Origin of the sequence: Streptomyces sp. NPDC087215 (assembly GCF_044744885.1) — a bacterium.
In the GTDB taxonomy this organism is placed as follows: domain Bacteria; phylum Actinomycetota; class Actinomycetes; order Streptomycetales; family Streptomycetaceae; genus Streptomyces.
This window is the reverse complement of the sequence record NZ_JBIUZD010000001.1, coordinates 252850-272856: the sequence shown is the minus strand read 5'-3', so window position 1 is coordinate 272856 and position 20007 is coordinate 252850. Positions and strand designations below refer to the sequence as shown.

The following is a 20007-nucleotide window of genomic DNA, read 5'->3' as shown; positions in this document are numbered from 1 at the left end:
CAAGCCCGGCCCGGTGCGCCGCCGCGCCCGGTCCGGCAGGAGCCGCGGGGCGCGGCGGCTCCGTGCGGCGGAGGGCACTGGTCCCGAGCACCCGTGGCCGGTGCGGGCGGAGGCGGCGCTGCGGAACACCGGGCCTGCCCCACCGCTTGTCCAGCCCCGTCGCACCACTGACGGGCCCGGGAGGGCAGAGGGCGTGGCGCGGTGAGACCCGTACGGCGGAAGGGGCCGCGCGGCGGGCCCGTACGCCAGAAGGCGGGGTGCGGGTGGGCCCGTGCGGCGGAAGCACCGGTGAGGCGGGGCCCTACGGCGGATGACCGGTCCCGCCTCCGCCATCCGGCCGTCTCCCGTCATACCTGGCGGTGACACCGCGCCACGGGCGGATCAATACTCGTCACCGTGCGTGGCCCCCCGTACGGGGGGAACCGAGACTCGCGCCATGACTCAGCACTCCCCAGGGCGCCCCGGGCGCCGCCGTCGAAGGATCGGTTCGGCCGGGCTCTCCTGTGCCGTCGTCCTCGCCGCCCTCCCCGCGCTCCTCCTCGGCCCCGGCGCCACGGCCGCGAGCGCGGCCCCGCTGCCCGGCGGGCTCGGGCCCTGCGTCCCCGGGTCCTGCCCAGCGGACTTCCCCGGCATCAACAACGGCCCCATCGCCGGCCGTGACAACGCCGTCAACATCTTCGTGGGGAACGACTTCCTCGTCCGGGGCCGGGCGGCCGAGGCCGAGGGCCGGGTCGTCGTCCTCGACTCCTTCGACCAGAGCAAGGACGCCGGAGCCTCCGCCCTCTACAACCTCGGCATCGTCGGTGTCGGCTCCCGGGTCCCGCCGCCCACGGACGCGGACTTCCTCACCACCGGTGGCAACGTCACCATCGCCGCGGGCCAGCGCCTGGAGACCACCGGCGGCGTCCCCGGCGAGAAGGGGACCGTACGCCACGAGGGCACCGTCACCGGCACCGTGGTCGGCACCCTCGTCCAGGACGGGGACGCCACCGCCCCGTACGCCGGACTGCGCGACAGCCTCACCGCGGCCAGCAGCTGCTACGCCCGCGTCGACGGCGCGCCCAGGACCCCCACGGGCACCGCCGTGAACCAGGGCGGCCAGACGCTGTTCACGGGCGACGGGACCTCGCCGCTCCAGGTCTTCAACGCCGACTTCAACCTCACCGGACCGACCGGCGGCCAGCAGGGCCTGGTCTTCGCGGGCATTCCCGCCGGGGCGACGATCCTCGTCAACGTGCTCGGTGCCAACCGTACGGTCAGCACGTACAGCGGAGGCATCGACGACGCCTCCGACCCGCTGAACGCCTACCGCGAGCGCCTGCTGTGGAACTTCCCCGACGCCACCTCCGTACGCCTTGAGGGCACCGGACAGTTCCAGGGCAGCGTCCTCGTCGGTGACCAGTCGTCGATGGCGACGGTCACGCTGCCCGGCCTCAACGGGCGCTTCTTCACGACCGGTTCGCTCACCCACACCAGCTCCGCCACGGGCGGCGGCGGCCAGGAGTTCCACGCCTACCCCTTCAACGGCGACCTGCCCGACTGCGGCACCCCCGTCCCGAAGTCCGGTGACGTGAAGGTCGTGAAGACGGACTCCGCGACCGGTGACCCGCTGGCGGGCGCCACCTTCCAGCTGTGGCACGAGACCAACGGCGTCAGCGGTCTGCAGACCACCGGCGCGACCCCGGACACCAAGGTCGGTACGCCCTGTGTGACGGGTGCCGACGGCGTCTGCGGACGGATCGTGGAGACGGGCACCTACTACTGGCAGGAGACGGCCGCGCCGACGGGTTACGACCTGCCGTCGCCCGCCGTGTTCGGTCCTCTGGTGCTGACCGCGGCGAACGCCTCGGACGGCGTCTCCGTGACCGCGGCGAACACCGCGACCCCCCTCCCGACGACCGGCGCCGTCAAGGTCGTGAAGACGGACTCCGCGACCGGTGACCCGCTGGCGGGCGCCACCTTCCAGCTGTGGGAGGAGACCAACGGGGTGAGCGGCCTTCAGACGAGCGGCGCGAATCCCGACACGACGGTGGGTGCGTCGTGTGTGACCGGTTCTGACGGTGTCTGCTCGCGGACTCTGGAGACGGGTACGTACTACTGGCAGGAGACGGCGGCTCCGGCGGGTTATGACCTGCCGTCGCCCGCTGTGTTCGGTCCTCTGGTGCTGACCGCGGCGAACGCTTCGAGCGGTGTGTCGGTGACCGCCGTGAACACCGCGACCTCCCTCCCGACGACCGGCGCCGTCAAGGTCGTGAAGACGGATTCGGAGAGTGGTGACCCGCTGGCGGGCGCCACCTTCCAGTTGTGGGAGGAGACCAACGGGGTGAGCGGCCTTCAGACGAGCGGCGCGAATCCCGACACGACGGTGGGTGCGTCGTGTGTGACCGGTTCTGACGGTGTCTGCTCGCGGACTCTGGAGACGGGTACGTACTACTGGCAGGAGACGGCGGCTCCGGCAGGTTATGACCTGCCGTCGCCCGCCGTGTTCGGTCCTCTGGTGCTGACCGCGGAGAACGCTTCGAGCGGTGTGTCGGTGACCGCCGTGAACACCGCGACCTCCCTCCCGACGACCGGCGCCGTCAAGGTGGTCAAGACGGACGCGCTCACGGGCGCGCCGCTGTCGGGCGCGACCTTCCAGCTGTGGGAGGAGACCAATGATGTGCCCGGCCTCCAGACCGGCGGCGCCGACCCGGACACCACGATCGGCGCGCCGTGCGTGACCGGCCTCAGCGGTGTCTGCTCGCGGACCGTGGAGACGGGTACGTACTACTGGCAGGAGACGGCCGCGCCGACGGGTTACGACCTGCCGTCGCCCGCCGTGTTCGGTCCCCTGGTGCTGACCGAGGCCAACGCCTCGGACGGCGTCTCCGTGACCGCCTCCAACAGCCGCACCCCCGTCCCGCCGGGCAAGGGCAAGGTCAAGCTCGTGAAGACCGACGCCGACAGCCACGCGCCGCTGCCGGGCGCGACGTTCGAGCTGTGGGAGGAGACCAACGGCGTGACCGGTCTCCAGACCGGCGGCGCGACCCCCGACACGAAGATCGGCACCCCGTGCACGACCAGCTCGGCGGGCCAGTGCTCCTTCGGTGACCTCGAACACGGCACGTACTACCTGCGGGAGACCGCCGTTCCCGACGGCTACGTCCTGCCCGCCGACCCGGTCACGGGTCCGTACGTGGTCTCCGCCGCGCACGAGGTCGTGGTCGCCCGGGTCTCCAACAAGCGCGGCGAGAAGCCGTGCGAGCCCACCGGCTACGGCGACGAGGGGTACGGCGATCAGGGCTACGGCGACTGCCCGGCGGCCTGACCGGCGCCCCCGGCCGGGCGGCCCCCACCGGACGGGCCTGACCGCCGTCCGGTAGGGAGCCCGCGAAAGGCCCGGCCGGGCCGACCCGGCCGGTTCTCCGGCGGACGCCCGCCCCAGGACGGTCCGGCCGTTCCCGGGGCGGACGTCCGCCTCACGACAACCGCGTCCCACTCCCGGCGGGCGTCCGCCCCGGTACGGTCCCCACCGTCCCGGGCGGACGCCCGCCGGAGCCGTTTCCCCGCGCTCTCGACGGCGGCCCGCCGGAGCCGTTCACGACCTCGGCGGGCGCCGCCGGGGTCGGCCGAGCCGGGCGCGCGGCGGGGCCAGCGGGCCCGCGCTGTCGTCGAGGAAGCCGCCCGACCGGTGCCGCCAGAGCTCGGCGTACGAACCCCAGGCCGTCAGGAGTTCCTGGTGGGCGCCCTGTTCGACGATCCGGCCCCGGCCGACGAGTTCGGCGACGATCAGCGGCGCGATGTAGCCGATGCCGATGTTTCCCGGCGCGGGCAGCAGCGTCGCGGGTGCGGTGAGCAGGCGCAGCCGGAGCGGTTCCCGCCCGTAGCAGCGGAGGGCGAGCGGCACGAGCCCTCGCCGGGCAGCCCCTCGTGCGAGGGGGAGGGTTTTCGTTGCGCGGATGATTCCGGTGACGCGGATGATTCTGGATGTTCCCTACCTGACCCCGAGGTGTCGGGCCGGTCGCGGAGCAGCCGGGTGTCCCCCGACGCCCTCCGCGCGGTCCAAGCGTTTTCCGGCCCGAAACGTCCCGCCCCGCCGGGCAGTCGGAAAGTGGCCAAACCACGCCGGGAAGGTTTGCCGTACGGGTCGCCACCCGTCCGGGTGATCTCGCCGGGCATCCCCGTGCGCTTCGGCCGTCGCCTGCTTCGATGCCCGTTCAGAGGCCGATGGGGGGAGACCGAGGTGCCTGAGATAACCCGAACCGGTGAGATGGGGGACGCGTTCGTCGCCCTGTCCGTCCGGCTGACCGGCTTCGACGCCGACGAACTCGCCGCCACCGGCATGACGGACGCCTACCGGGACGTCGTACAGGCGCACACCAAGCCCGACCACTACGCGCGGCTCGTCACGGCGGCGGACGAGGCCCCGCCCACCGCGACCGGCTTCGAAGCCCCTGAGGACGTGGCCGGGCTCGCCGAGGCCGTCACCCGGCTCTGGTACACGGGCGTCTGGCCGGGTCTCGACGGGACCGGGCCCTTCCTCGTCTCGGCGCGCGCCTACGCCGAGGGCCTGGTCTGGCGGACCTTCGGCGGCCGGGCACCCGGCACCTCCCCGCAGGGCTTCGGCAGCTGGGCGGCGCGACCGGCCGCGCAGGCGGGCCCGGCGGGACCGGGGACGCCCCGATGAGCCCCGCCGGACCCCACGGACCGCGCGCCGAGGCGGCGGGACCCGTGTACGACGTGGTCGTCGTCGGCGGCGGCTTCGCCGGAACGCTGATGGCCCACCGCCTCGGCGCGGCCGGGCGGCGCGTCCTGGTCCTGGAGGCGGGGGCGCGCGCGGGGGACGCCGAACGCGGCCACCGCGAGGCCGTGGACACCTTCCTCGCGGCGACGGTGAAGGTGCCGGGCTCGCCCTACGTGCCGCACCCCGCCGCCCCCTGGCCGGAGGTCACCGACCTCGCGCCCGGAGCGGACGGGCACCTGGTCCAGCGCGGACCGCTGCCGTACTCCAGCACGTACGTCAGGGTGAACGGCGGCACCGGCAACGTCTGGACGGGGCTCACTCCCCGGATGCACCCCGAGGACTTCCGCACCGACCTCTTCGGCTACGGCCGCGCCTGGCCGCTCGGCTACGCCGATCTGGAACCGTACTACCGGGCCGCCGAACGGGAGATCGGCGTGGCGGCCGACGTCACCGAGCAACGCGCCCACGTGGGGCTGCCGTTCCCCGACGACTACGTCTTCCCCGCGCACGCCCTGCCGCCCAGCCACCTCGACACCGTCGTGGCCGGGCGGCTGGACGGCCGCTCGGTCCCCCACCCGGCGACCGGCGAGCCGGTCCCGCTCCGGGTCGTGGGCACGCCCCACGGCCGCGACGGCGTCCCGAACCCCGCGTACGGCATCGCGTACGGCGAGGACGCCCCCGACGTACGGGCCCCGGGCCCCGAAGCGCGGGCCGCCGCGCCCGCCGTACCGGCTCCGGCCCTCGACCTGCGGCCCCCGGGGCCCGACGGTCACGCCTCGGGCTCCGGCTCACCGGCCCCGGCGCCCGGCGGCCGGACCTCGGCCCCCGACCTGCGGCCCCCGGGCCCCGACGGCCACGCCTCGGGCCCCGGCGGACCGGCCCCGAGCCCCGGCGGGCGCCGCTGTGAGGGGCACGCCAGCTGCATCCCCGTCTGCCCCTCCCGGGCCAAGTACACCCCGCTGCGCACCCAGGCCCGCTGGGCCCCCTCGGTCACCCTGGTCGACCGGGCCGTCGTCGGCCGGGTGCTGGTCGACGGCGCCGGACGCGCCACGGGCGTCGAGTACCTCTCGTACGGGGACGGGCGCGCGGACGGAGCCGTCACCCGGCACCGGGTCCGCGCGGACGTCGTGGTCCTCGCCGCCCACGCCGTCGAGAACGCCCGGCTGCTGCTGCTCTCCGGCCTCGCCAACCGCAGCGACCAGGTCGGCCGCAACCTGATGGACCATCCCGTCCTGCTGACCTGGGGACTCCTGCCCGAACAGGTCGGCCCCTACCGGGGGCCCGGCTCCACCTCGGGTCTCGAAGGCTTCCGCTTCGGCCCGGCCCGCGCCCGCCACGCCCCCTTCCGCGTCGAGATCGGCAACTGGGGCTGGACGTGGGCGACCGGTGGCACCGGGGCGGACGTGGCGGCCCTGGTCGGTGGGGGAGGACCGGACGGCCGCAGGCTCTTCGGGCCCGCGCTCCGCACCGCGCTGCGCGACCGCGTCGGCCGCCAGTTCGCCCTGCAGTTCGAGATCGAGCAGGAGGCGGACCCGGCGAACCGCGTCACGCTCGACCCGGAGCGCCGCGACGCCCTGGGGCTGCCGCGCCCGGTCGTCTCGTACGACCTCTCCGAGCACGTCCGGGAGGGTTTCGCGGCGGCGCGGGCGGTCTCCGACCGGCTCTTCGGGCTGCTCGGCGCGGAGGACCACAGCGACCACGACCCGGATCCGGGACGGCCGGGGACCTTCACCCACCGGGGCCGTACGTACGCGTTCCGGGGCGCGGGCCACGGGGGCGGCACCCACATCATGGGCGACGACCCGGCCACCTCCGTGGTGGACCACTGGCAGCGCTGCTGGGACCACCCGGGGCTCTACGCGGTCGGCTGCGGCAGTATGCCCTCGCTCGCCACCTCCAACCCGACCCTGACCATGGCCGCCCTGGCGCTGCGCAGTGCCGAGCGCGTCGAGTCCGACCTGACCGCGCGCGACCGGCGGGCAGCCGTCGGCCGCGAGGCCCGGCCCGCCGACCCCTCTGGAGCCGTATCGTGAGCCCGCTTCCCCTGCCGCCGGTGGCGGCCCCGTACCGACTGCCCTTCCACTACGGGGCCCTGCACCAGCTGGGCCTGGACTTCCTGGTGGACCCGGGACCCGCCCGTGAGGTCCTCGCCCGGCACCATCCGGCGCTGCTCCCCGCCGACTTCGGCGGCCGGGCGCTGCTCTCGGTCAACTTCCAGCTGTACTTCGCCCAGTACCGTTCCGGCGCGGGCGTCACCCAGGAGATCGAGGTCAACATCGTCGCCTTCCCCGCAGGAGCGCAGGAGCGGCTGCCCGAGGTGTCCTACGGGGAGTACGCGCGGGGCCACGACCAGACCAAGCTGCTCGGCATCGGCCGCATCCACGTGCTGTGCGACAACCCGCTCGCCATCGACGCGGGCCGCAGGCTCTACGCGGAACCCAAGTACCCGGCCTGGTTCGAGGCGACGATGCCGTCCCCGAACGGCCCGGAGGCCGAGGACTGGGAGGTGACCTGCCGGAGCGCGGAACTGGGGCCGGAGGGTGAACTGCGGCGCGGGGAGAGGGCGTTGTTCTCCCTGGCCGCCGATCTCACCTCGCTCCCGGGGCGACCGGCGAACAACACGCCCGTCACGGGGTACGGGACGGACGAGGAGGGCCGGGCCCTCGCGGGACCGATGGACATCTACGCCCCCTGTGTCTGGCGCCCTCTGGACGGCGCGCCGGACGGGGCTTCCGCGCGGGCGGGACTCACGGTCCTCGACCGGACGTCCGACGTCGGGCGGGACCTGGAACTGCTGCTCGGCGGGGCTCCGGCCGTGGGTGCCTGGACGTATCAGTCGCCGCCCGTCGCCGCCCACAACCGGCCCTACTACCTGGGTGGTTGAGACCCGGCGGCCCCGATCCCGCCGACCAGCGCGTCGAGGCCGCGTTTGATGCGGTCCACGTCCCAGCCGCGTTCGGCGCGCTGGAAGTCGAAGAGGCCCGGGGTGAACGCCATCAGGAGCAGATCGGCGAGGTAGGCGGGGTCCGCCGCCGGGGCCAGCTCCGCGACCATGTCGGTGATCTGCTCGTGGTGGCGGCGGAACGGGCCGCTGCGGTAGCGCCCCGCCGGGGCGCTCGACTCCGCCAGGAGCAGCAGTTCGCGGTTCTCCTCGACGAGGTCCGCCATGCCGTGCAGGAAGGCGCGCAGCCGGTCGGGCGCGGCGGGGGAGCCGTCCGCGCAGTGGCGGGCGAACTCGCGCTGGAAGCGGCTCTCGTTCTCCTCGACGAGGGCGTAGACGAGTCCGGCCCGGTTCTGGAAGCGGCGGTAGACCGTGCCGACGCCGACCCCCGCCTCCTTGGCCACGGCGTCCAGGGAGAGGGCGGCGAAGCCGTCCGCGGCGAGTCGGCGCCGGGCGGCGCCGAGGATGCGGAGGCGGTTGCGGGCGGCGTCGGCACGCTCGGCGGGGGCGTTCATGGACGGCAGCGTAGCGGACGGAACGGAGAACTCTCCGTTTAGCCCTTGAGAAGCGGAGCAGTCTCCGTTTGCTGTGAGGGCACGTCAAGCGGAGAGGTTTCCGCTTGGCGGTCCGACGCTTCCGCAGCCCGCCCGAGGAGAGAACGCCATGACCGCTCCCGCCGCCACCGCCCCCCTGCTCGACGGGCAGCTCATCGGCATCACCTACCACGCCGTCGCCGCCGTCCGGGACCGGATGCTCGCCGACTCCGGTCTGACCTTCCACCGGTCCGTAGCGCTCAAGGCCGTCGCCGAGGGCCTCGACCGGGCCGGAGCGGCCGAGCGGCTGACCGCCACGCTCAAGATCGAGGAGCCCGAGGCGAACGCCCTCCTCGACGAGATCACCTCCGCCGGACTGTTCGACGGCGCCGTCACCGAGCGGGGCGCCACCCTCCAGCGGAGCTTCACGGACGCCGTGACCGCCCTGGCCGAGCGTCTCTACGGCGACCTCCCGGACGCCGACCGCGAGGTCACCGCCCGCGCCCTCGCCCATGTCACCGCGCGGGCGAACGCCGAACTCGCCGCCCGCTGAACCGCGCCCCGCTCACAGGGGCCGGTCGGGCCAGTTCAGCAGACGGGCCCCGATGGCGGCCGTCTGCAGGGTGTACCGCTGCACCGGATCGGTCGGGTCCGCCCCGGTCAGCCGGTGGATGCGGTCGAGACGGTACGTCATGGCCCGTACGCTCAGACTGAGTCGCCGCGCGGCCTGGGCGCTGACGCACCCCGTGTCGAAATAGGCGGTGAGCGTCTCCAGGAGCGGCCGAGCGCCGCCGCGCGCCCCCTGGAGGGGGCCGAGCACCGTCCGCACCAGATCCGCCATGGCCTGCCGGTCCCGGGTCAGGACCGGATAGACGAGGAGATCGGCCGCGTACAGGACGGGATCGTCCAGGTCCATGCGGACGGCCAGGTCCAGCGCGTTCAGGGCCTCCTGGTACGAGTGGACGACACCTCCGGGACCCGGATGCGGACGGCCCACCCCCACCTGGCCGCCGTCCGTCGCCGCGTACGCCTGCTTGGCGAAGTGCGCGAGCACCTCCGGCTCGTCGGCGGGCGCCACACAGATCAGCCGCCCGTCCTTCGTCGTCAGCAGGATGCGCCGGGTGCCGAACCGTGCCAGCAGGGACGACTCGACGCTCCGCGCGACCTCGTAGCCGTCGCCGTACGACTCCCGCCCCTGCGCGACCGCCACCGCGTGCGCGTGCGAGAGCAGCAGCCCGAAGTGCCCCGCGCGCTCGGCTATCCGCCCGAGGTCGCTGCCGCCGTGCAGCAGATCGTCGATGAACTCGCGCCGCGCCGCCTCCTCCTGGCGCACCGCGAGCCGCTGGGCCCGTTCGTGGCCCTCGGCGAAGGCGTCCACGGCCTGCTCGACCGCGCCCAGCAGATGCTCGGCCGAGGCGGGCGGCAGCTCCGGCCCGACCTCCTCGCGCGCGCAGGACAGCAGCGCCCGTACGAGGGTCCGCAGCCCCGTCCCCGACTCGGCCGCCCGCTCCCCGTGCGACCGCAGCGACTCCCGCTCCTCGCGGGTGAGCCCCCGGCCCGTCGCGCAGACCGCCGTCAGGATCGCCGCGTACCCCGCCAACTGGTCCACCGCCGTGTCCTGGTCCGTCACGACCCCTCCCCGTTCGTTCTTGACGCGTTCTTGACGCGGAGGCCCAGGGTGTCATGTGCCCTCCACGTGCTCGTGACCGGCACCGGGAAGACGCCGAAGACTGCCTGATCACGGCAGTGACGCCGGAGCGGGAGGAGCGTCAGAATGCCCCTGCGGCAGGACGAGGGCGGGGCCCCGATGCCGGGACACGGAAAAGGACCCGGCGCTTCCGGAGCGGTCGGCCTCCTGGACGGCGCCCGCCCGTCCCGCCGTGGGCCCCCGCGGCCGTCCGTCCGTCTCCGTTCCGCCCGAACCGCGCGCCCCCACCGCGCGTCCTTCCCCCTGCCTGTGCTCGTCCTCCATCGATACGGGGTTCTCCATGGATTTCCTGACCGTGGGTGTCGGCGTCGCCATCGCCGTCGTCCTGCTCGTCGCCGTCGTCATGCTCCTCCTGGTGAGCCGGCTGTTCCGCAAGGTGGAGCAGGGCAAGGCACTGATCGTCTCCAAGACCCGTACCGTCGACGTGAGCTTCACCGGACAGATCGTGCTGCCGGTCCTGCACAAGGCCGAGGTCATGGACATCTCGGTGAAGAGCTTCGAGATCTCCCGCACCGGCCGCGACGGGCTGATCTGCCAGGACAACATCCGCGCCGACATACGCATCTCGTTCTTCGTCCGGGTCAACAAGACCGTCGAGGACGTCATCAAGGTCGCCCAGGCGATCGGCACCGAACGGGCCAGCGACAAGGCCACCCTCCAGGAACTCTTCAACGCCAAGTTCTCCGAGGCGCTGAAGACCGTCGGCAAGCAGCTCGACTTCACCGACCTCTACACCAAGCGCGAGGAACTCCGCTTCCGCATCATCGAGATCATCGGCATCGACCTCAACGGCTACAGCCTGGAGGACGCGGCGATCGACTACCTGGAGCAGACCCCGCTCGGCCAGCTCGACCCCGGCAACATCCTCGACGCCCAGGGCATCCGCAAGATCACCGAACTGACCGCCCTCGAGAACGTCCGCACCAACGAGTTCCGGCAGAACGAGCAGAAGGAGATCACCCGGCAGAACGTCGACGCCCGCGAGGCCATCCTCGAACTCGAACGCCGCCAGGCGGACGCCGAGATCAAGCAGAAGCGCGAGATCGACACCGTACGGGCCCGCGAGGAGGCGGAGACCGCCCGGGTGGTCGAGGAGGAGCGGCTGCGGGCACAGAGCGCCTTCCTCAGGACCGAGGAGCAGCTCGGCGTCCAGCGCGAGAACCAGGCCCGCGAGGTGGCCGTCGCCCAGAAGAACCGCGAGCGGGTGATCGCCGTCGAGAACGAGCGGATCGAGAAGGACCGCCTCCTGGAGGTCATCGCACGGGACCGGGAGACGCAGCTCACCCGCATCGCCGCCGAGAAGGAGGTCGAGTCCGAGCGCCGGGACATCGCCGAGGTCATCCGGGAGCGGATCGCGGTCGACCGCACGGTCGCCGAGCAGGAGGAGTCCATCAAGAGGCTCCGTTCCGTCGAGGAGGCCGAGCGGGACCGGCAGGTGCTCGTCATCGCCGCCGAGGCGGAGGCCCAGGAGCGGCTCGTCAAGGACATCAAGGCGGCGGAGGCCGCCGAACAGGCCGCCGTGCACCGCGCCGCCGAGGAACTCACCCTCGCCGAGGCCCGCAACAAGGCCGCCGACATGGAGGCCCGCTCCAAGATCCGCCTCGCCGAGGGCGTCAAGGCGCAGGCCGCCGCGGAGGGCCTGGCCGCCGTCGAGGTCCGCGACAAGGAGGCCGACGTCATCGAGAAGGCGGGCCGCGCCGAGGCCGAGGCCACCGGGGCCCGGCTGCGGGCCGAGGCCGAGGGCCTGCGGGCCAGGGCCCTCGCCGAGGCCACCGCGATCGGCGAGAAGCTGAAGGCCGAGGCCGAGGGACTGACCGAGAAGGCCGCCGCCATGGCAGCGCTCGACGAGGCGTCGCGGACCCACGAGGAGTACCGCCTGCGCCTGGCGGCGGAGAAGGAGGTCCGGCTCGCGGGGCTCGACGTGCAGCGACAGGTCGCCGAGGCCCAGGCCACCGTCCTGGCCACCGGACTGGAGCGGGCCGACATCAACATCGTCGGCGGCGACTCCGTCTTCCTCGACCGGATCGTCCAGTCGGTCTCCCTCGGCAGGTCCTTCGACGGCTTCGTGGACCACTCGAAGACCGCCCAGGCCCTCGCCGGACCCTGGCTGGACGGAGAGGGCTCCTTCACCCAGGACCTCACCAAGGTCCTGGGCTCGCTGAGCACCTCCGACGTCCAGAACCTCAGCGTCTCCGCGCTCCTCGCGAAGATCATGGGCTCGGGCGTCCTCGACGGGGCCGCCCCGGCCCTCACCGCGGCCCTCGAAGCAGCCGCGCCGACCACCACCGCGCCGACCGCGACCGCGAAGCCCGCGACCGCGAAGCCCGCCCCGGCAGGCGCCAACGGCAGCAAGCCCCGCGGCACCGCACCGCGCGGCACCGCCACGAACTGACCGCCACGGGCAGCGGTCACCACCGGCCCGGTGCCGTGCGCGGGGGAGCACGGCACCGGGCCCCTTCACCACACCACAGGGGAGCCGAACGGGATGAGCGCCTCAATCGACCAGGACACGTACGCCGTGCTGCGGGACCGGCTGGCCGCGCAGGGCACCGAACTGGCCCGGCGCGCCGGAGAGCTGAACCGGGCCCGCACCGCCGCCTTCGGCTCCGGCGAGCTGGACCTCGCCGGAACCGGACACCTGCGCACCGGACACCACGCGGTCGCGCGGGACGTCGTCGCCGTCGGCGACGGCCTCCTGCTCCTCGGCGTCCACACCGCCACCGGCGGCGACGCCGAACGGTCCGTCGCCGACGTCTTCACGCTGTACGACCAGGACCTGAACCCCCTGCCCCCGGACGCCCTGCCCGGACTGCTCGACGACCCGGACTTCGTCCGCGAGTTCACCGCCCTGCACCGCTACTTCCGGGGCGCCCGCCTGGAACGCCTGCGCCGCGTCGAGGGCCGCCTCCTCGCCGTCTTCCGGACCGGGGACAAGGCCGACGACCTGCGGGTCCTGCGCTGGTCGTGCGGCCCCACCGGCGAGACCTCCTTCCTCGACGCCCGGGGCGAACGCGACCACGTCCTGCCCCCCTCGCACGACGTCACCTGGATTCCGGCGACCCGCGACGACCACGTGCCCGGCCGCCACCCCCACCTCTCGCTCGGCGGCCACGCCTTCCTCTCCACCGCCGGCGGCACCCTCACCGTCAAGACCACCGACGACACCACCACCGGCGACGGCGTCCACTCCGAGCCCGTCGACGAACCCCTCCAGGCCCTCGCCGACGCCGACGTCGCCCACGCCGTCGTCGGCCACCTCCTGCTGATCCGCGTCCGCCCCTACAAGGAACGGACCCACCGCCACCTCGTCCTGCACACCCTCACCGGCACGGTGGTCCGCCTCGACGGCATCGGCCAGGCCTGCCTCCGCCTCCCGGGCGACGAGGGCATCGTCTTCCCCGGCGGCTACGTCCTCGGCTCCGGCGCCGTACGGACCTTCGGCACCGACACCCCACGGGAAGGACCGGACGGACCCGGAGGCCCCGACTTCGAAAGAGTCGTCCGCTCACCCAACGGAGAGGACCTCCTCTACGTCTTCCACGACCGCCACGAGGGCCGCTGCCATCTCCTGCCGTACAACCTCATCCGCAAGGAGATCGCGCCCCCCGTCACCGGCGCGGGCCACGCCCTCTTCGACGACGGCACCCTCCTCGTCCTGCGCGCGGCCGAGGGAGAACCCGGCCGCGTCCACCCCGTACAGCGCTGGCACACCCCCTACCGCGCCGACACCCACCCCACCGCCACCGCCGAAGGCCCGCTCGCCCGCATCGGGAACCCCGACCTCGTCCGGGGCGTCTCCGACTGCCTCGCCGTCGCCCGGCGGGCGGAGAGCCCCGAACCGACCGGCGAGGTGTACGAGGCGCTCGTCGCCGACTGCGTCCGCGCCGCCGACACCCACCACTGGCTCGGCGACCCCGGGACCGGCGACCTCCGCACCGCCCTCGACGAACTGCGCGCCACCGCCGAACAGGTCCTGCGCGAGTTCGCCACCGTCACCGCCCTGACCCGGCAGGCCACCGACGCCACCGAGGAAGCCGCCCGGGAGGTCGCCCGGCTCGTCCGCCTCGTCCGCAGCGAATCCCCCGCCACCGCCGCCGACTGGATCGGCCGCATCACCGAACTCCGCCGCGCCCAGGGACGGCTGATCACCGTCAAGGAGATGCGGTACGCGGACACCGCACGCGTCGACGCCCTGGCCCACGAGGTCGAGGACGACATCGCGGCGGCGGGCCGCAGGGCCGTCGCCTTCCTCCGCGGCGACGACGCCTTCACCCCCCACCACGCGGAGGCCGCCAGGACCGAGGCCGAGGCCGCCGCCCTCACCACCGTCGCCGAGACCGGACCCCTCCGCGCCCGCCTCGACGAACACACCGCCGGACTGCGCACCCTCAGCGAGGTCGTCGCGGGCCTCGACATCGGCGACACCACCGTCCGCACCTCCGTCCTGGAGCGGATCGCCGGGGTCCTCGGCGCCGTCAACCGCGCCCGCGCCGTCCTCACCGCCCGCCACGCCGCCCTCCTCGACACCGAGAGCCGCGCCGAGTTCGCCGCCGAGACCGCCCTGTTCGCCCAGGCCGTCACCGGCGCCCTCGGCGCCGCCGACACCCCCGAACTCTGCGACGAACACCTCGCCCGCCTCCTGCTCCAGCTGGAGAACCTGGAATCCCGGTTCTCCGGGCACGACGGACACCTCGCGGACATCGACGAGCGCCGCACCGAGGTCCACGAGGCCTTCGCCGCCCGGGGACAAGCACTCCAGGACGCCCGCGCCCGCCGCGCCGAACGCCTCGCCGACTCCACCGGACGGGTCCTGGAGGCGATCACCCGCCGCGCCGCCGCCCTCGCCGACCTCGACGCGATCCACACCTACTTCGCCTCCGACCCCATGGTCGCCCGGGTCCGCCGCACCGCCGCCGAACTGCGCGAACTCGACGACCGGGTCAGGGCCGAGGAGCTGGAGGGCCGCCTCGCCGCCGCCCGCCAGGAAGCGGGCCGCGCCCTGCGCGACCGCACCGACCTGTTCTCCGACGGCGGCGACACCGTACGGCTCGGCGGACACCGCTTCGCCGTCAACCGGCGCTCCACCGAACTCACCCTCGTCCCGCACGGCGACACCCTCGCCCTCGCGGTCACCGGCACCGACTACCGCGCCCCCGTCACCGACCCGGAGTTCGCCGCCACCCGGGCCTGCTGGACCCGCGTCCTGCCCTCCGAATCGCCCGAGGTGTACCGCGCCGAACACCTCGCGGCCCGCCTCCTCGCCGCCCGAGGGCCAGGGGACCCCCACGACCCCGACGACCCCGACCTCCCCGCACTCGTACGGAAGGCGGCGGCCGACGCCTACGACGAGGGCTACGAGCGCGGCGTCCACGACCACGACGCGGCCCTCCTCCTCGCGGCCGTGCTCCGCCTGCGCGAACACGCCGGCCCCCTCGCCCACCCGGCCCGCGCCCGCGCCGCCGCCCAGCTCTTCTGGGCGACCGCCGCCACCCCCGACGCACGGGAGCAGTGGACCCGCCGGGCCGTCTCCCTCAGCCGGGCCCGTGACCTCTTCGGCAGCGGCTCCTGCCTCGACGGGCTCCACGCCGAACTGACGACGGCGACCGGCGACCCGGCCGCCGCCGCGTACCTCGTGGAGGAACTCGCCGCCGAACCCGCCGGCTTCGCCCTCTCCGCCGCAGCCCGCACCTTCCTGGAGGCCTTCCACAAGGCCGCCGGACGCTCCGGATACGACGACGACCTCGCCGCGCTCACCGACCCGGCCGCCCGGGGCCACCTGGTCGAGAGCTGGCTCGGCGCCTACGCGCACGCCTGCGGCGAACGGCCCGACGAGAGCGTCCTCGCCGAAGCCGCCGCCGTCGAGCTCGCCCCCGGTCTCCTCCGGTACGCGATCGACGCCCCCACCACGACCACGGTCACCGGCCTCCTGGGCAGCCACCCCCGCGTCCGGGGCGGCAGCCTCGACCTGCGCCTCGACGAATTCCTCCACAGGACCGCGCGGTTCGCCGCCGAGGCCGTCCCCGCCTTCCGCGCCTACCAGCGCGCCCGCACCGCGCTCGTCACCGCCGAACGCGCCCGGCTCCGCCTGGACGAGTACCGGCCCCGCGTCATGTCCTCCTTCGTCCGCAACCGGCTCGTGGACGAGGTCTACCTCCCCCTGATCGGCGACAACCTCGCCAAACAGCTCGGCGCCGCCGGGGACGCCAAGCGCACCGACTCCCACGGACTGCTCCTTCTCCTCTCCCCGCCCGGCTACGGCAAGACCACCCTGATCGAGTACGTCGCCGACCGCCTCGGCCTGCTCCTCGTCAAGATCGACGGACCGGCCCTCGGCCGGACCACCACCTCGCTCGACCCGGCCGAGGCACCCGACGCGGCGGCCCGCCGGGAACTGGAGAAGATCGCTTTCGCGCTGGCCGCGGCGAACAACGTCCTCCTCTACCTGGACGACATCCAGCACTGCTCACCGGAACTGCTCCAGAAGTTCATCCCGCTCTGCGACGCCACCCGCACCCTCGGCGGACACGACCTGCGCGGCAAGCGCTTCGCCCTCTGCATGGCGGGCAACCCCTACACCGAGTCCGGGCAGCGCTTCCAGGTCCCCGACATGCTCGCCAACCGCGCCGACGTCTGGAACCTCGGCGACGTCCTCACCGGCAAGGAGGACGCCTTCGCCCTCAGCTTCGTCGAGAACGCCCTCACCTCCCACCCGGTGCTCGCCCCGCTGGCCGGACGCGACCGCGCCGACCTGAGCCTGCTGGCCCGGCTCGCCGCCGGTGACCCCACCGCACGGGCCGACCGGCTCGTCCACCCCTACACCCCGGCCGAGCTGGACCCGCTCCTCGCCGTCCTGCGCCATCTGCTGACCGCCCGCGAGACCGTCCTCGCGGTCAACACCGCCTACATCGCCTCCGCCGCCCGCACGGACGCGACCCGCACCGAACCGCCGTTCCGGCTCCAGGGCTCGTACCGGAACATGAACAGGATCGTGGCCCGGATCACCCCCGCGATGAACGCCGCCGAACTGGCCGCCGTCGTGGACGACCACTACACGGCCGAGGCGGGCACCCTCACCGCCGAGACCGAGACCAATCTGCTCAAGCTCGACCAGCTCCGCGGCACCCTCGACGGGGACCGGGCCGCGCGCTGGGCCGAGATCGTGGCGGCGCACACCCGCGAGCGGCTCCTGGGCGGCTCCGCCGACGACCCGTCGACCCGCGCGGTCGCCGCCCTCACGCTGCTCGCCGACCGCGTCGCGGACGTCGAGACGGCGATCCTCCGGGCGACCGGCGGGGGCGCCCCGACGGGCGGGGGGCCGCCCGTGGTGCGAGGCTGAGGACGTACCCGGACCGGTCCGTCCGGAGACGTGGAGGCCCTCGCCATGATCACCACCGACTTCGCACCCGGCTCCCCCTGCTGGCTCGACCTGGGCGCCCCCGACGTCCCGGCGGCCGCCGCCTTCTACGGCGCCGTCCTCGGCTGGGAGTACGCGCCCATGGGCGAGGGCCATGAGGGCGGCGTGTTCCGCAAGGACGGGAAGGTCGTCGCGGGACTCGGCAGGCTCACCGAGGAGGGCGCCCGGTCCGCCTGGATGATCTACTACAGCGTCCCCGACGCGGAGGCCACCACCCGGGCGGTCGAGGACCGGGGCGGCACCGTCCGGCGCGCCCCCACGGAGCCCGGCGAGTGGGGCAGGATCGCCCAGTACAGCGATCCGCTGGGCGGACAGTTCGCCGTCTGGCAGCCGGGCGCCCACCAGGGCGTCGAGCTGACCGACCAGCCCGGCTCGCTGTGCTGGACCGAGCTGTACACCACCGACGCGACCGCCGCGAAGGAGTTCTACGGCGGGGTCCTCGGCTGGCGGTTCGGTGACATGGAACTGCCGGGCGACTCGGGCACGTACACCCTCATCACCCCGGCGGGGCTCCCCGACGAGCGGATGCACGGCGGCCTCATGACCCTCGCCGAGGCGGATCTCGCCCTCGCGCACGGGCGGCCCTACTGGCATCCGGTCTTCGCCGTCGCCGACTGCGACGAGACGGTCGCCCGGGTCACCGCGAACGGCGGCAACATCCAGATGGGACCGCAGGACATGCCGGGCGTGGGACGGCTCGCGGTCTGCCTCGACCCGTCGAACGCGGACTTCGTGACCCTCACCCCGGCCGCCGCCTGACGCCTGACGCCGGACACCGGTGGCTCCGGCGTCCGGCACCCGCGTACCCGTGGGCGTGCTCCGGCGGGGTCCGTGCCGCCGGACCGCGAACCGGTCCTCGGGCTTCCCGTCGAAGTCCACGCCGGCCCGTGACGTGGCGCCGGTCGTGTCGACCCGGAGCCGGGTCGCCACGTCTTCCACGCCGGGGTCCTCGTGCCGTGTGTATCGCACGTCCGGGAGCTGGAGCCCGAGGGCGGACCGCGCGTCGACGCCCTCCCGGGCCGCGTCCCACGGGGACAGCGCGGTCACCGACCGAAACAGCCCCCCGTCCCGCCCGGTGCCCATGGGCCGGCCACGGCCCGCTGCCGAGGACGAGCACCGCGGCCCCGTTCAGGGCGCCGGGCGCGAGCCTCGTCGTGATCCGGGGCGGTGCCTGGTCGAGGCGTCCATGACCCTCGGGGGCGGTCCGGTCCCGGCCACCGGAGAGAATGGCGGGGAACGTCGCCCGCACGCGGCGGAACTTTCGGAAGACGAGAAGGCGAGAGACACGCATGAACGTCAGCGCACACATGGAAGCCGTCTACGCGGAGGTCCGTCGGCGCAACCCCGGTGAAGCGGAGTTCCACCAGGCCGCCGCCGAGGTCCTCGACTCGCTCGCCCCGGCCCTGGAGCGCCACCCCGACTATCTCGCGGCGGGCATCGTGGAGCGGCTGTGCGAACCCGAGCGGCAGCTGATATTCCGCGTCCCGTGGGTCGACGACCAGGGCGCCGTGCGGGTGAACCGGGGATTCCGGGTGGAGTTCAACAGCGCCCTCGGCCCGTACAAGGGCGGACTGCGGTTCCACCCGAGCGTCAACCTCGGCATCGTGAAGTTCCTCGGCTTCGAGCAGATCTTCAAGAACGCGCTGACGGGAATGGCGATCGGCGGCGGCAAGGGCGGTTCCGACTTCGACCCCAAGGGCCGCTCGGACGCCGAGGTCATGCGCTTCTGCCAGTCCTTCATGACCGAGCTCTACCGCCACCTCGGCGAGCACACCGACGTGCCCGCCGGTGACATCGGCGTCGGCGCCCGGGAGATCGGCTACCTCTTCGGCCAGTACAAGCGGATCACCAACCGGTACGAGTCCGGTGTCCTCACCGGCAAGGCCATTGGCTGGGGCGGCTCCCAGGTCCGCACCGAGGCCACCGGCTACGGTGCCGTGTTCTTCGCCGAGGAGATGCTCGCCACGCGCGGCGAGGGCTTCGACGGGCGCCGCGTGGTGGTCTCGGGCTCCGGGAACGTGGCCGTGTACGCGGTGGAGAAGGTCCACGCCCTCGGCGGCCGGGTCGTCGCGTGCAGCGACTCCTCCGGATACCTCGTCGACGAGGACGGCATCGACCTCGACCTGCTCAAGGACGTCAAGGAGGTGCGCCGCGAGCGGATCTCCGCCTACGCGGACGCGAAGCCGACCGCCCGCTTCTCGGCCCGTGGCACGGTCTACGACGTGCCCTGTGACATCGCCCTGCCCTGCGCGACCCAGAACGAGCTGAGCCGTGACGACGCCGTCGCCCTGGTCAAGCACGGGGTCAGGGCCGTCGCCGAGGGCGCCAACATGCCCTGCACGCCCGAGGCGGTCCGGGTCTTCCAGGAGGCCGGGATCCTCTTCGGTCCCGGCAAGGCGGCCAACGCCGGAGGCGTGGCCACCTCAGCCCTGGAGATGCAGCAGAACGCCTCCCGCGACAGCTGGTCCTTCGAACAGACCGAGGCCCGGCTCGCCGAGGTCATGCGCGACGTCCACAGCCAGTGCCGGAACACCGCCGAGGAGTACGGCGGCAAGGCCGACGACTACGTGACGGGCGCCAACGTGTCCGGCTTCCTGCGGGTGGCACGGGCGATGGCGGCCCAGGGCGTCATCTAGCCGGGGCGGCCGCGCAGCCGCGCGGTCGGGCGGTCGAGCGGGCAGCCGGGCA

12 protein-coding genes are annotated in these 20007 nt (G+C 73.9%); 9 read left to right on the top strand and 3 right to left on the bottom strand.

The window, feature by feature from the left end:
- The first annotated feature begins 436 nt into the window (after positions 1 to 436).
- Complete coding sequence (locus tag ACIO92_RS01125; protein ID WP_402280546.1) at positions 437 to 3307, top strand: SpaA isopeptide-forming pilin-related protein; 2871 nt, start codon at positions 437 to 439, stop codon at positions 3305 to 3307.
- Between the two features lie 270 nt (positions 3308 to 3577).
- On the opposite strand, the gene ACIO92_RS01120 is transcribed toward ACIO92_RS01125, so the two are convergent.
- Positions 3578 to 3886, bottom strand: coding sequence for a hypothetical protein (locus ACIO92_RS01120; protein ID WP_402280548.1), 309 nt, complete (start codon positions 3884 to 3886; stop codon positions 3578 to 3580).
- Positions 3887 to 4222: 336 nt separating this feature from the next.
- Here ACIO92_RS01120 and ACIO92_RS01115 point away from each other — a divergent pair, with 336 nt between their 5' ends.
- Genes ACIO92_RS01115 through ACIO92_RS01105 form a run of 3 tightly spaced genes read left to right on the top strand, consistent with a single transcriptional unit; the run spans position 4223 to position 7607 of the window.
- Positions 4223 to 4666, top strand: coding sequence for a hypothetical protein (locus ACIO92_RS01115; protein ID WP_366440742.1), 444 nt, complete (start codon positions 4223 to 4225; stop codon positions 4664 to 4666).
- Complete coding sequence (locus tag ACIO92_RS01110) at positions 4663 to 6756, top strand: GMC oxidoreductase (protein ID WP_402280550.1); 2094 nt, start codon at positions 4663 to 4665, stop codon at positions 6754 to 6756. Before ACIO92_RS01115 ends, ACIO92_RS01110 begins: the two co-directional genes overlap by 4 nt.
- Entirely contained in the window at positions 6753 to 7607 is an 855-nt protein-coding gene (locus tag ACIO92_RS01105) for a hypothetical protein (RefSeq protein ID WP_366440744.1), read from the top strand. Before ACIO92_RS01110 ends, ACIO92_RS01105 begins: the two co-directional genes overlap by 4 nt.
- On the opposite strand, the gene ACIO92_RS01100 is transcribed toward ACIO92_RS01105, so the two are convergent.
- Positions 7592 to 8179 (bottom strand): TetR/AcrR family transcriptional regulator, encoded by a 588-nt coding sequence (locus ACIO92_RS01100; RefSeq protein WP_401236174.1) that lies wholly within the window; start codon positions 8177 to 8179, stop codon positions 7592 to 7594. The two genes, ACIO92_RS01105 and ACIO92_RS01100, sit on opposite strands and share 16 nt — an antisense overlap.
- Before the next feature lie 148 nt (positions 8180 to 8327).
- Between ACIO92_RS01100 and ACIO92_RS01095 the strand changes: the two genes are divergently transcribed.
- Entirely contained in the window at positions 8328 to 8750 is a 423-nt protein-coding gene (locus ACIO92_RS01095; RefSeq protein WP_401236173.1) for a hypothetical protein, read from the top strand.
- A gap of 12 nt (positions 8751 to 8762) precedes the next feature.
- On the opposite strand, the gene ACIO92_RS01090 is transcribed toward ACIO92_RS01095, so the two are convergent.
- Positions 8763 to 9827 (bottom strand): PucR family transcriptional regulator, encoded by a 1065-nt coding sequence (locus tag ACIO92_RS01090; RefSeq protein WP_401236171.1) that lies wholly within the window; start codon positions 9825 to 9827, stop codon positions 8763 to 8765.
- Positions 9828 to 10185: 358 nt separating this feature from the next.
- On the opposite strand from ACIO92_RS01090, the gene ACIO92_RS01085 reads away from it, so the two are divergent.
- The 4 genes from ACIO92_RS01085 (at position 10186) to gdhA (ending at position 19955) form a co-directional block, all read left to right on the top strand.
- On the top strand, positions 10186 to 12297 hold the full coding sequence (locus tag ACIO92_RS01085) for a flotillin family protein (protein ID WP_366440748.1): 2112 nt from the start codon (positions 10186 to 10188) through the stop codon (positions 12295 to 12297).
- 93 nt (positions 12298 to 12390) lie between these two features.
- Positions 12391 to 17241 carry a DNA repair ATPase gene (locus ACIO92_RS01080; protein WP_402280554.1) on the top strand — a complete coding sequence of 1617 codons (4851 nt, stop codon included), beginning with the start codon at positions 12391 to 12393 and terminating at the stop codon, positions 17239 to 17241.
- Positions 17242 to 17286: 45 nt separating this feature from the next.
- A complete protein-coding gene (locus ACIO92_RS01075; RefSeq protein WP_402280556.1) occupies positions 17287 to 18078 on the top strand; it encodes a VOC family protein in 792 nt (263 codons plus the stop codon).
- A gap of 530 nt (positions 18079 to 18608) precedes the next feature.
- Positions 18609 to 19955 carry an NADP-specific glutamate dehydrogenase gene (gene gdhA / locus ACIO92_RS01070; RefSeq protein WP_366440751.1) on the top strand — a complete coding sequence of 449 codons (1347 nt, stop codon included), beginning with the start codon at positions 18609 to 18611 and terminating at the stop codon, positions 19953 to 19955.
- Positions 19956 to 20007: the final 52 nt, after the last annotated feature.

Excerpts from the sequence above, each read along its gene's own strand:
- ACIO92_RS01125 (WP_402280546.1), top strand. The coding sequence starts at position 437 with ATGACTCAGCACTCCCCAGGGCGCCCCGGGCGCCGCCGTCGAAGGATC.
- ACIO92_RS01110 (WP_402280550.1), top strand. The coding sequence starts at position 4,663 with ATGAGCCCCGCCGGACCCCACGGACCGCGCGCCGAGGCGGCGGGACCC.
- ACIO92_RS01100 (WP_401236174.1), bottom strand. The coding sequence starts at position 8,179 with ATGAACGCCCCCGCCGAGCGTGCCGACGCCGCCCGCAACCGCCTCCGC.
- ACIO92_RS01095 (WP_401236173.1), top strand. The coding sequence starts at position 8,328 with ATGACCGCTCCCGCCGCCACCGCCCCCCTGCTCGACGGGCAGCTCATC.
- ACIO92_RS01085 (WP_366440748.1), top strand. The coding sequence starts at position 10,186 with ATGGATTTCCTGACCGTGGGTGTCGGCGTCGCCATCGCCGTCGTCCTG.
- ACIO92_RS01080 (WP_402280554.1), top strand. The coding sequence starts at position 12,391 with ATGAGCGCCTCAATCGACCAGGACACGTACGCCGTGCTGCGGGACCGG.
- ACIO92_RS01075 (WP_402280556.1), top strand. The coding sequence starts at position 17,287 with ATGATCACCACCGACTTCGCACCCGGCTCCCCCTGCTGGCTCGACCTG.
- gdhA (WP_366440751.1), top strand. The coding sequence starts at position 18,609 with ATGAACGTCAGCGCACACATGGAAGCCGTCTACGCGGAGGTCCGTCGG.